Raw genomic sequence first — 12,859 nt, 5'->3', positions numbered from 1 at the left:
ATAACAGCGTTTTAAGTGCCGCAAGATAGTTAGGTTCATCTGCAATCTCTGCAACTTGTTCATTGTATATTACTTTTCCTTCTTCATTAAGAACTACTATTGCTCTAGAATGAAAACCAGCAAGTGGCCCAGAGGTCATGGTAAGTCCGTAATCTTTTCCAAAGCTACCATCTATAACGTCGCTTAAATTTTCCACATTTGCTATATTTTCATCCGTAGAAAAACGCTTCTGTGCAAAAGGGGTGTCTTTAGAAATACAAAGTACCGCTGTATTGTCCAATTCTATTGCTCGTTTATTGAAACTCCTTACAGAGGTAGCACAAACGTCCGTATCAATGCTCGGAAAAATATTTAAAATAACCCGTCTGCCTCGGTAATCGTTTAAAGAAGCTTCTGAAAGATCTACTTTTTTAAGTTTAAAATTTGGTGCTTGAGAACCTACTGCTGGTAGTGAGCCGCTGGTAGAGATTTCGTTTCCTCCTATAGTAATGGTAGCCATGTTGTTTTGTTTGCAGTTAAGACGTTAAAAGTACAATTAAGCTTGATACGCTCTTTTAAATGTCGTGTTAATTATTTAGGCAGCTCCACCCAAGATAAAATGGCATCCACATCAGTTTTCGAAAGTTGTGGAAATGCATTCATGTTGGATTGTTTGTATTCCTGATAAAGGGCAACGGCTTGTGCATCCCCAGATTTGATCATGTCAGCACTGTTATAAATCCACGTGTATATCCATTCCATATCTCTACGCCCTGTAACACCATACAAAGCAGGGCCTACCGCCTTTTTGTAACGATTGTGACAGGAGGCACAATTGAGTTTAAAGATAGACTCCCCTAGTTCTTGTTGTTCTGTTAAGACTATTGCAGCAGCCGCAACTGGGACCTCAACGGGAGCTTGAATAGCGTATTTTTGCTGTTCGTGAGCCACTAGAAAAGCAGCACAAAATATGACGAGTATCATGGTGAGTATAAGTCCTGATATGATTCCTAATGATCTTGATAAATCGTCAAACATGTAGGTATGATATGAATAGTGCTGGATACAGATATTAAGCTTTTTTTGAAGCTCTTGTCCCGTATTACAAAGATAATATCTAGACGTTTGTGAATTAAAAAATTAGATTTTTTTTAGCTTTAGTTTTGACCATACGGCTTCGTATTTTTTGATGATATTCATTATCAATCACACTAAAATTAGTTCTTTTACAAACACCAGGTATCGCATTTTTAAAAGCTAGATAGCTCCATTACAGAACTTAAAGCTGCCTAAAAGCCCAGGGATTTAATGATGTTTCTATTTGATAATGGCTATAGAAAAATAAAGAAGTAGAGCTAAAAATACGCGCTTAAATTTTTTTAAGCAGTTCTTAGTTTTACAGAATTTTTTCACCTTTTTTCAGGAAAAAGTAATCCATAACAGCTAGTGTTTTACAAAAAACTCCATATAGAATATAAAAATGGCCATTACAAATATGAAATACCCAAAGCCTCTTCTAAGCTTATGACCCTCGATGAAATTACTGAGGTAACTACCTATAAAAACACCAACAAAAGAGATTCCTGTAAAGCTGAATAGGAAAACCCAATCTACTTCCATACTCAAAGCATCACCCAATAAAAATCCAAGCAATGACTTAAAGGCAATAATGATTAAGGATGTTCCTACTGCTACTTTTATATGCATATGAGCTAGAATAACAAGCGCTGGTATGATAAGAAAACCGCCACCTGCACCTATCATACCTGTTATTCCACCAACTAATAATCCTTCAATTAAAATTAGTGGATAGTTGTATGTCACCATACCACCTTCTTTTTGTTTTGTTTCTTCCCGTTTTTTGAGCATTGAAAAAGCAGCAGGGATCATAAGGACAGCAAATAACCCAAACATACCCATCCTGCGCGTAAACTCAAAAGCACCTATGCGGAATAAAATATCAGGTAACGCTGGGACTACATAGTGTCTTGCTAATGTAACACCTACCATAGCAGGTAGTCCAAAAACCATTGCTGTTTTCCAATCTACAGAACCTTTAAGGTGCTGTTTTATACCTCCAACTAGAGCGCTGGCACCTACAATAAATAGAGAATAGCCGGTAGCCACTTTTGCATTTATGGAGAATAAATAAGCCAAAACTGGCACTGCAAGAATGGAACCGCCACCACCAATTAATCCGAGTGATATACCAATTACTAGCGCGCTGATGTATCCAAAGATTTCTAATAGTTCCATTTCCTTGTAACTTTTCAATTCGTGGCGAAGGTATACTTACTTTAATTATCAAAAATTAACTCAAGCTATATTTTAGATGGACGCATATAATCCCTCTGTAATGTAGACAAAACCCAAACTCACTAATTATTTAGGAAGGCTGAATGTAACGAACATCGAGCTATATCATACACTGCCTATTTTTTAAATTTTTGCTTTCTCCCAGTACTTTTAGGGTTCCAAAATAGGTGATGGCATCCCTTTTTGTTCCGGAGGATATATCGGTGTAAAGCCTCTATTTAAAAAGGGCTATAAAATAGGGGATGCTTTGATAATTTAAGAAATACGTTTGACAAGCATTTTAATTCTTGAATCATTTGAATAGGTGGCCTAAAATTAAAAGAGGAACAAACGGTATTTAGTAACTTTAGTTAGCCTCGCAACTATTTATAATAAGCTACCTTTGTTGTAATGAGTAAATTACTATCGATATCACTTTCACTATGTATACTTTTCCAAAGCATTGGATTTTGTCCTAATGATATGGCGAAAATAGATGAGTTTATCGAGCACGCACAATTCCACAGTGAGCAATACGGTGATAATATGCTTGTTTTTATAGCAAAACACTACGGGGAACTTAAAGCAACTCACGAGAAGGAACATCAAGAAGAAAAGAAAGATCACGAGCAACTGCCCTTTCAGCATCAAAGCCACCTTTCTGTCGTTGCAGATTTTATTCTACATACAAATAAAGAAGAATTCAAGACACTTGAGTTTTTTGAATGTAAGACACATAACTTTCATTATCAAGCACCTTCTTCCTCCGTGCATTCTGAGGGTATATTGCAGCCGCCAAGGCATTCATAAGTAATCAGATCTAATTTTTAACGTGCCTGTATTTTTCATATAGGGCTCTTAACCTTGATTATATTATGAAATCATGCTCTCCTACATTATTAATTTTAGCATAAAGAACAAGTTTATTGTTCTGTTATTTACAGCCTTTATCATAGGATTTGGGTTGTACTCTTTATCACAAATCTCTATAGGTGCGGTTCCTGATGTCACTAACAATCAGGTACAAGTCATCACCACGTCTCGCAATCTTTCTACACAAGATATGGAGCAATTTATCACCTATCCTGTAGAGTTAGAAATGGCAAATCTACCAGGGGTCATAGAAATACGTTCGGTTTCAAAATTTGGTTTATCAGTGGTGACCATTGTTTTTGAAGACGGTATGGGAACCTATTTACCCAGACAACTCATTGCCGAAAAAATAAAATCAGCTTCTGAGAAAATCCCCAAAGGCTTTGGAATCCCAGAAATGGGGCCCATCACAACTGGACTGGGAGAAATATACCAATATGTCCTTGACGTAAAACCAGGGTTTAAAGATCGGTATAATGCTGAGGACTTAAGAACCATTCAAGATTGGATTGTAAAAAGGCAACTTTCTGGAGTACCAGGTGTGGTGGAAGTGAATACTTGGGGTGGGCTTTTAAAACAATATGAAGTTGCTATAAATACAGAAAAGTTACATGCGATGAATATCTCAGCACGCGATGTTTTTACAGCACTAGAAATGAATAATAGTGTGACAGGTGGCGGGTATATTGAGAAGGTAAATCAAGCCTTTTTTATACGTGGAGATGGACTGGTTTCCTCTTTAGAAGATATCAATAACATCGTTGTAAAGAACGAAAATGGCCTTCCTATTTATGTGAGAGATGTGGCAAAAGTAGGTTTTGGAAACGCTCTTCGTTTTGGAGCGGTTACTGGGAATGGAGAAGGAGAAAAGGTGATGGGGCAAGTAATGATGCTCAAAGATGCCAATTCTAAAAAAGTGATTGAAGCGGTAAAAGAGCGTGTTGCTCAAATTTCCAAATCATTGCCAGAAGGCGTCTATATCAATCCATTCCTAGACCGCAGTGATTTGATTGCAAAGACCACTTTTACGGTGGTAGAAAATCTTATCCTAGGCTGTCTTATAGTAATTTTTGTAGTGGTATTGCTCTTGGGTAATTTCCGTTCAGGTCTTGTGGTGGCATCGGTGATTCCTCTGTGTTTACTATTTGCATTGTCCTTCATGTACATTTTTGAGGTAGATGCAAATTTAATGAGTTTGGGCGCTATTGACTTTGGAATCATTATTGACGGCGCGGTTATAATTGTGGAATTTATAGCTTTTGAAATAACTAGAAAGAAGAAGGAGGTCAACGCTTTAGCGAAAGCGGAACAACAGGAATTTAAGGATAAAATCACCTTCCAAGGGGCATCAAAAATGATGAATTCTGCCATTTTTGGACAGCTCATTATATTAATTGTTTTCATACCCATATGGTCACTTTCTGGAGTGGAAGGAAAGATGTTTCAACCTATGGCGTTGACCTTTAGTTTTGCACTTATTGGAGCGATGATCCTTTGTTTTACCTACGTGCCTGTAGTCGCTTCTATATTTCTAAAACCGTCTAATGCGACTGATAAAAATATATCTGTACGATTGATGAAGTGGCTTAATAAAATCTATGAGCCAGTTATTCACTGGGCGTTACAAAGTAAGAAGTTGGTCTTAGGCAGCGCGTTAGTACTCTTTATAATAGCTATCTTTTTGTACAGTTCCATGGGTGGTGAGTTTGTACCTACCTTAGATGAAGGCGATTTCGTTATTCAGCCAGTGTTGAAAACGGGAACTTCCTTAAGCAATACCGTAGAAATCACAACTCAAATTGAGAAAATACTCTTAAAAGAGTTCCCAGAAGTAAAACAAGTAGTTACACGTATAGGCGCTGCCGAAGTTCCTACAGATCCGATGTCCATGGAAGAAAGTGATGTAATTATTGTATTAAAACCTAAAGAGGAATGGACCTCGGCATCCTCCAAAGATGAACTGGCAGATCAATTTAAAGAAGCTCTTGCGGTGATTCCCGGAATGGAAGTAGAATTTACACAACCTATCGAGATGCGTTTTAACGAATTGATTTCAGGAGTTCGTGCTGATATTGCGATTAAAATTTTTGGAGATGATCTGGATGTTCTTGCCAAGAAAGGAAGTGAAATTGGTGCTTTAATTAAAAACGTGCCTGGAGCAGCAGATGTTTCTGTTGAAAAAACAGTTGGATTACCCGAGATGAACGTTCGATACGATAGGGCCAAAATTGCTAGATATGGCCTCAATATCCAAGATTTAAATGATATGGTTTCCATGGGTTTTGCAGGAAAAAAAGCAGGTAGTGTGTTTGAAGGAGAAAAACGCTTTGACTTAGTTGTGAGGTTGGACAAGGAAAAACGTCAAGATATAGCGAACCTTAAAAACCTATATATAGAGCTGCCTGTAGGTGGTAAAATCCCTTTGAGTGAGCTCGCTGAAATTAGCTACGAGAAAGGCGCCGCAAAGATTTCTCGTGATGATACAAGACGTAGAATTGTGGTAGGTGTCAACGTTCGTAATCGAGACCTGCAATCGGTTGTTGATGAGGTACAAGGATTGATAAAAGATAACATAATGTTGCCCGTAGGGTATTCCATTACCTATGGTGGCCAATTTGAAAACCTACAAAGTGCCAAAGCCAGATTGATGGTTGCCGTGCCCATTGCGCTCATTTTAATATTTGTGCTTTTGTATTTTGCATTGAAATCAGTTCAGGAAGCCTTGATGATTTACTCAGCAATTCCTCTTGCAGCGGTAGGAGGTGTGTTTTTGTTGTGGATGAGAGACTTACCCTTTAGTATATCAGCAGGAGTTGGTTTTATTGCATTATTTGGTATCGCAGTACTAAATGGTATTGTGTTGATAGAGCATTTTAAAGAGTTACAAAAAGAAGGTTTTGAAAGTATAGAAGCCTTGATAAAGCAAGGAACCAAAGACAGGTTGCGGGCGGTTCTATTAACGGCCTCTGCTGCTGCACTGGGATTCTTGCCTATGGCGATCTCAACTAATGCGGGAGCTGAGGTACAGCGTCCACTGGCAACGGTCGTTATAGGAGGTTTGATTACTGCTACGATTCTTACTTTGATTGTGTTGCCCGTACTTTATGCCTATTTAAACAGCCCTAAAAAAGATAAAAGAGGTTCAAAAAATAGGGTGGCCGCAGGTTGGAGTGTTGTTGCGTTGTTGTTTTTCATGAATATGAATGCGCAACAACATCCTAAGGCATTGCAAGAATTAATACCATTGGCAATAGAAAACAACTCAGGACTAAAAGCGAGCAGTTTGAACGTGGAGCAATCTGATGCCCTTATAAATACAGCCTTTACTTTTGACAAAACGCAGGTGTATTATCAGTTTGATGAAAATAATTTAGCGATTAATAATCAACCTATAAGCGTATTTGGAATTCAACAAGATTTCAGATTTCCTACAGTTTACTTCTCAGAAAAAAAGGTAAATGAAGCTTATCACGGAGTTGCTTCAAGCGCCTATGATATGAAAGAGAAAGGTATAAAACGGAAAGTTACCGCTGCGTACTATGCCTATCAAATTGCTAAAGAAAAAGAAAATGTGTACCATAGTTTAGATAGCCTTTATACAGATTTTTCTAAAATAGCCACAAGACGCTTTGAGCTAGGAGAGACCAATTATTTGGAAAAAATAACAGCAGCGTCTAAGCAAAAGCAAATCAACCTTCATTATAAGCAGGCACAAAAGGAGGTCATAAATGCCTATACGGGTCTATTAAAAGTAGTTCAAGTAGAAGCAATTGTGATTGCTAGGGAGTCTTCGCTTAAGGTAACACAAACTACCCTAGATAGGAACGCAGGCGCAGAGATGGGATACTATCAGAGTAGAGTTTCGTTAGTACAGGCAGAACGACTTTTTGAAAAACAAAAACTATTGCCAGACATAAGTTTTAATTATTTTCAAGGAACAAATTCAGGATTATATGGAAATCTTTATGGCTATCAATTAGGTTTGAAAATCCCCATACTTTTTGGAGGACAGTCTTCTCAGATAAGAGCGTCAAAAATCGCAGAAGAGATTGCGGTAGCAGAGTCCAGCCAATATGAAATTCAATTAAACGCAAAATATAACGCACTTAAAGTAGCGTTAACCCAGCTTCAAGAGGCATTAGATTATTATGAAAATGAAGGTCAAAGACTGTCAGAAGAAATTTTAAAAACAGCAAACGGTAGTTTTAGAAATGGAGAAATAGATTTTTATCAATACATACAAAGTATAGAAACTGCTTATGAGATAAAATTAAGCCACTTAGACAAGCTCCAGGAGTACAATCAAACCAGTATTGCCATTAATTACCTAACCCTATAAAAATCAGTTATGTTGCGTTACCCATATAAAATAATAACAGTGATTCTTGTTTTTACCCTGTACAGCTGTGTTGAAAAAAAAGAGCAACCAGACCAGCGGGAAACCTCCAGCACATCTGTGATGGATGACCGCATAAAAATCACCCAAGCTCAATTTGAACAGAGTAAAATGTTACTGGGAAATCTAGAACAAAAGTCATTCCCTACAGTAGTGAATGTGAATGGTATGATAGATGTACCACCAGAAAACAGAGCGGTTGTTAACGCTACTATGGGTGGCTATATTAAAACGACCCCCTTATTAGTAGGTGATGCCGTACGGAAAGGGCAAGTTCTCGCAACCATAGAAAACCCTGAATTTGTAATGCTCCAGCAAGAATATATGGAAGTAAATGAGCAACTTATTTATCTTAAATCTGAGTATGACAGACAAATCACTATGAAAGCTGAAAACATTACTTCTCAGAAAAGTTATTTAAAAGCAGAAAGTGAGTATAGAACTGCAGTTGCTACACATACCGGTTTAGATAAACAGTTGCGAATGATTCATATATCACCAGCTAAAGTTCGGGAAGGTTCCATAAGTTCTATAGGGTCTATTTACGCACCTATATCAGGTAGTATCACTAAGATGAATGTGGCCAGGGGTTCTTATGTGTCACCAGCTACAGAGATATTAGAAATTATAGATAGCGATCATATTCATTTAGAACTTTCTGTATTTGAAAAGGACATCATGAAGATTAAAAAAGGACAGAGAATTAATTTTAAAATACCAGAATCTTCAATGGAAATTTATGGGGCAGAAGTGCATCTTGTGGGTACCTCAATTGATGCCAACAGAACCATCAGAGTGCATGGTCATTTGAATAATGATTCGGATCATAATTTTTTAACAGGAATGTTTGTTAATGCTGGAATTATTACAGATTCCGCTTTCGCGAAAGCGGTACCCAATCAAGCAGTAGTAGAAGTAGATGACGTGTTTTATGTATTAGTTTTGGATAAAATAGAAGGAGAGGTCTATTACTTTAAACAAGTAGAAGTGGTGGTTGAAAAAAGTTACGAAGGCTTTATGACAGTGCAAAGTGAAGCCGTTTTCACACCTCAAACACAATTTTTAATTAAAGGGGCATTTAATTTATTAGGGGAATGATTGATAAAAAAGCTCGATCATCAATGATCGAGCTTCTCTTCCAAGAATTTAATGTTCTTAATACATGCTTTGCAATGCCGTTATGTCATTAGCATTGAATTCTCCACCTGTATTTGCAGAGAAACAAGCATTCATCAAACTAGATGGGTCCCATCCAGTCGGAGTACCTGGTATGTGCACGGCTCCAGCAGAGCCTGCGGCTTCTCCAGATTGGTTGCAAGATTGACGAGAAAAGTAATCACTATGACGGAAACCTATAGAGTGTCCTATTTCATGTGTGATCACGTGCTCATTTACATTGGTAGAAAAGCTTTCTAAATTGTAGATCTGTACAAATTTGTTTGGTGTTCCAGAATTGCTTGGAAAACCAGCAACGCCGCCACTGCTAGAATTACTGCTAGAGGTATCATATACAACCAAGTCAGCTGCCTGAAAGTTTGTTCCAAAGGTAAGTCTCAAATTTAGGGTAACACCACTCAGTCTATTATAATTGGCTACGGCCCAACTTAGTCCCGTTTGTGCTTTGCTTGATAACCCATTGGCATTATTTGCTGTATACCCTAATATGTCAATGGTTCTGTTGTTGCCAGTAACTAGGTTGAATGTCCGGTACTGCTTATTAAGAGATTCGATTTGCTCTAAAGCAAAAAACTGTTCTTCGCTTAAAGCAATATCATCTTCTATAAAGATGCGCTCGTCAGAGGTACCATCAGGATATAGAAAATCGCGTATGTCGATATCGTCTGGATTGTAGCCTATTTTTTCTGCATGTTCCTTAGCCAGTTGTAAAGTGCTTTGAGAATCATCTACAACAATTTCTTGATCTTTTTCGCAAGAGGTAAGGACTATGGCAACGGAGGCAAATCCTAGTAGCGTAATTTTGAAAGGGAAGCTTTTCATAAAAAGGTTTTTAAGGGGTTAAATAATGTATTTTTTGATGCTTAAAGGTATATGTATTTCTGTTAGATACGAGTCTTTTTAATAGCAACAACATTATTATAAAGTTTGCCTTTTTTAGGATAATGACAGGTATGTTGGGAGTTTCAAATTGATATACTGTCTTTAAAGAGTTATATATATTCGATGAAATGCATAATCGAGTCCCGTAAAAAGATCGATGAACGTGTTAAAAATTACCTTATGTTAAGTGATATAGAGCCTATTCCCTACTTTTTTAGTAGGGAATAGTGGTTTATTTGGGAGATTCCGTCGTTTGTCATTTTTATAACCACTACATCGATGTAGTTTCTGTAAAATATAAACATATGTTACTATTTTCAGATTTATTATCAACGTTTAATCAAATTTTATCGGTATTTAGATACAGATATGAGTGAAAATAAATAAGGAATGATCACGAATGAGCCCAATAAAAACAGATAACATATGTTTAAAAATAATATGTCAGGCAAACTTTGATATATTTTTTATTCTGTTCATTTTTAGAGCGCTTTTCATCCTTGGAATGCATCTCTTTAGGAGCTGTAATTAGATGGAGATAAGTAGGATTTACAAATGATTATGCCCTGCTTTAAAATGGCATAAAAGAAGGGTTTTTTGTCTTGTTTTTAAAGGATTAAATAAGAAGGTGACGTTTCAATCGCCTCCTTTTATTTCGTAAATAACAAGGTGCAAAAGTAATGGGTTGGAGAATGAATTACGTAATTCAAGGCATGAGGATACTGATCAGCGAAAAGAAGCCTAAAAGTCTTCTTTTCGCTGATCAGGCTGTACATTTAGATAATGATCATAAATAAAAGTCTTAGAGGGAATTAATAGCTGTGAAGTACGGAAAAATCGATGGGCAACATCGAGTCTCCTGTGAATTGCTAGAGGACTACCTTTTTTAAGAAGGAGAAAACATCAAACATTACAATCATTTCAATCACACAGATTTGCGTGCTTTAAAAATGCGAGCTTCACAGGTTTACTATCGGATGTTTTATTTGTTTAATTACTACTCTTTAGAATAAGGTACAGAGCAACCAGTACTTTCTTTTTCCCTACTTCATTTTACTAAAATGTTTTTTAACATACACTACTTTTTAACAGCAGACTGAATTTAATTCTCTTCTGTAAATACGTTCAGCCACCTACAGCTAAGTCTTATATAAACGGCGCATACAGTGCTTTATAGTTTCCTAGTGGCTGCTATGACCTTAAAACATTTGACTCCATCAATTTAATTAGATATCATCGCTTAAGAATTGCTTTTTTTGCGGTGCTTGCCGTAATTTTACCACTTATGGATTCACTTACTCAAATCATATTAGGTGCAGCAGTCGGAGAGCTTGTTTTAGGAAAAAAGGTAGGGAATAAAGCCATTCTTTATGGAGCTATTGCAGGCACCATTCCTGACCTAGACGTCCTTGCTACTCAGTTTACAGATACGGTTACAGCCATTTCTATTCATCGCGGTTTTACACATTCTATATTTTTTTCAGTTCTTTTTGCACCTGTTTTAGGCGGCTTAGTTTCTCGTTATGAAAAGTATAAAGACTTTAAAGGCTGGTCTTGGTTGTTCTTTTGGGCTTTTGTAACCCATCCTATATTAGATTCTTTTACCACCTGGGGCACACAGTTGTTTTGGCCTTTTGATTTGAGACTGTCCTTCACGACCATATTTGTAGTCGATCCTTTATATACGCTGCCATTTCTAGTATTTTTAATTTTGGCTATAAGACAAAAGCGGACGGCTAAAAAAAGAGCTTTTTACAATAAAATGGGACTGATCGTCAGCTCTTCTTATCTAGTACTTACCTTCTTTTTAAAAGGAATTGCTTTTTATCAATTTGAGTCGGCGTTAGAAGCTCAGCATATTGATTATGTCCAAATGGATACCAGACCAGCCACTCTAAACACGATTCTTTGGAATGCAAATGTAGAAGTTGAAGGTGCTTATCTACTTGGTAATTATTCCTTTTTTGACACGCAGCCTATCTCTTTTGAAAGGTATCCTAAAAACCACGAGCTCTTAGGTGCTCTTATTAAGGATCAGAAAGTACAACGCATGATTGCCAATTCAAATAACTGGTATTCGATTACAAAAAAAGAAGGCCATCTGTATTTTAACGATTTGAGATTTGGTCTTTTGAGTACCTCACCGCAAGCTCAAGATTTTGTGTTTCAATATAAAATAATGGTGGATGATTCTGGTGTGGTAACATTTAACGAAGTTCCTAAAGATACAAGTGATGGTAAAAAATTACTATCTGAATTATGGATGCGTGTAAAAGGAAATTAGAGCACAAGGAATTTCACTTTGGGATATGGCCGTCTAGTATCTTTATTTGCTATAAAAAAGGAGGTAGCGTTTGCAAAGCACCTGTTTACTAGTCTTTTATTTTCAAGAGTTTAGAAATCAGCTTTATACAAGATCTATAATTCACCTTGGAGCCTAATAAAAAAGGCCGTAGCACAGACGGAGACCTTTAAAGGGGGAAGGACGGGTTGTATACCAAATGAACTTTAAAATGACCGATTAAATTTGCTTCTACTCGCTTTATAGCTACATACAAAATGGAATCTTAGCGACGGCTGGAATTAAATGTTCTATTTCATCTAAAGAACATATAATTCAAATTTAGTACCAATCACTTTAAAACACATTTGGAATCACAGAACTAAATTCAGCATATACCTCTCTTCCCTAGTAGTTTGGTTTCAAAAAAATACAGTGAAATAAAAAAGGCCTTAGCATAAACTAAGACCTTTAAAGGGTGAAGGACGGGGCTCGAACCCGCGACCTCCGGCACCACAAACCAGCGCTCTAACCAACTGAGCTACAATCACCATATCAATGCGAGTTTTTTAAAGTGGATCTCTAGAATTCAACCACTCGCCATAAGCGGATGCAAATTTAATACATTTCTGAAAACTGATAACAGAATTAGTGTTTTTTTTCAATTTATTTACACCAAATCAAATAGGCTATTTACGCCAGGATGTCTTTCTGCTGTAAAGCCTTCCGCATGTTCTGTACCTATGAGTCTGCCATAGTTTGCACTGCGGTATTTAATGGATTCTAAAAAGTTCTTTGAATTGATAGGTGTTTGTGGTCCTTTATCTTCTGGATGATAAAATTGTGTTCTGTAAGCATGTACAGCCTCCATTTTAGCATCTATAAATCCTGTAATGTCCACAACAAAATCAGGTTCTATATCTAGCCATTGTATATAATGATACACCTGTTTAGGTCGCCAGTGTTCTTGAGGGATG

Annotated in this window: 8 protein-coding genes, 1 tRNA gene and 1 pseudogene; 4 read left to right on the top strand and 6 right to left on the bottom strand. The window is 37.0% G+C overall.

Annotated features, from left to right (window positions below; all coding sequences use genetic code 11):
* The 3 genes from tpx to ACJAT0_RS10295 all read right to left on the bottom strand — a co-directional run.
* Window positions 1–499 (bottom strand): thiol peroxidase (tpx, locus tag ACJAT0_RS10305; RefSeq protein WP_415181586.1); only part of this gene is annotated, 499 nt, incomplete at its 3' end.
* Between the two features lie 71 nt (window positions 500–570).
* Window positions 571–1,017 (bottom strand): cytochrome c, encoded by a 447-nt coding sequence (locus ACJAT0_RS10300; RefSeq protein WP_415181585.1) that lies wholly within the window; start codon window positions 1,015–1,017, stop codon window positions 571–573.
* 405 nt (window positions 1,018–1,422) lie between these two features.
* Window positions 1,423–2,235 (bottom strand): sulfite exporter TauE/SafE family protein, encoded by an 813-nt coding sequence (locus ACJAT0_RS10295; RefSeq protein WP_415181584.1) that lies wholly within the window; start codon window positions 2,233–2,235, stop codon window positions 1,423–1,425.
* A 522-nt stretch (window positions 2,236–2,757) separates the two neighbouring features.
* On the opposite strand from ACJAT0_RS10295, the gene ACJAT0_RS10290 reads away from it, so the two are divergent.
* From ACJAT0_RS10290 to ACJAT0_RS10280, 3 genes are all read left to right on the top strand, one after another.
* Window positions 2,758–3,084, top strand: coding sequence for a hypothetical protein (locus ACJAT0_RS10290; RefSeq protein WP_415181583.1), 327 nt, complete (start codon window positions 2,758–2,760; stop codon window positions 3,082–3,084).
* A gap of 73 nt (window positions 3,085–3,157) precedes the next feature.
* A complete protein-coding gene (locus tag ACJAT0_RS10285; protein ID WP_415181582.1) occupies window positions 3,158–7,486 on the top strand; it encodes a CusA/CzcA family heavy metal efflux RND transporter in 4,329 nt (1,442 codons plus the stop codon).
* Window positions 7,487–7,495: 9 nt separating this feature from the next.
* Entirely contained in the window at window positions 7,496–8,641 is a 1,146-nt protein-coding gene (locus tag ACJAT0_RS10280) for an efflux RND transporter periplasmic adaptor subunit (RefSeq protein ID WP_415181581.1), read from the top strand.
* 57 nt (window positions 8,642–8,698) lie between these two features.
* Here the strand turns inward: ACJAT0_RS10280 and ACJAT0_RS10275 are convergent, their stop codons facing one another.
* Window positions 8,699–9,541 (bottom strand): M57 family metalloprotease, encoded by an 843-nt coding sequence (locus tag ACJAT0_RS10275; protein WP_415181580.1) that lies wholly within the window; start codon window positions 9,539–9,541, stop codon window positions 8,699–8,701.
* Between the two features lie 1,345 nt (window positions 9,542–10,886).
* Here ACJAT0_RS10275 and ACJAT0_RS10270 point away from each other — a divergent pair.
* Window positions 10,887–11,885, top strand: coding sequence for a metal-dependent hydrolase (locus ACJAT0_RS10270; protein ID WP_415181579.1), 999 nt, complete (start codon window positions 10,887–10,889; stop codon window positions 11,883–11,885).
* 473 nt (window positions 11,886–12,358) lie between these two features.
* On the opposite strand, the gene ACJAT0_RS10265 is transcribed toward ACJAT0_RS10270, so the two are convergent.
* A tRNA-His gene (locus ACJAT0_RS10265) sits at window positions 12,359–12,434 on the bottom strand.
* A 118-nt stretch (window positions 12,435–12,552) separates the two neighbouring features.
* Window positions 12,553–12,859, bottom strand: a pseudogene (locus tag ACJAT0_RS10260) (bacillithiol biosynthesis deacetylase BshB1); the annotation flags it as partial.

The organism is Nonlabens sp., from assembly GCF_047636915.1.
Classification (GTDB): Bacteria; Bacteroidota; Bacteroidia; order Flavobacteriales; family Flavobacteriaceae; genus Nonlabens.
The sequence above is the reverse complement of the archived record's forward strand: the minus strand, read 5'-3'. Positions and strand labels throughout refer to the sequence as shown.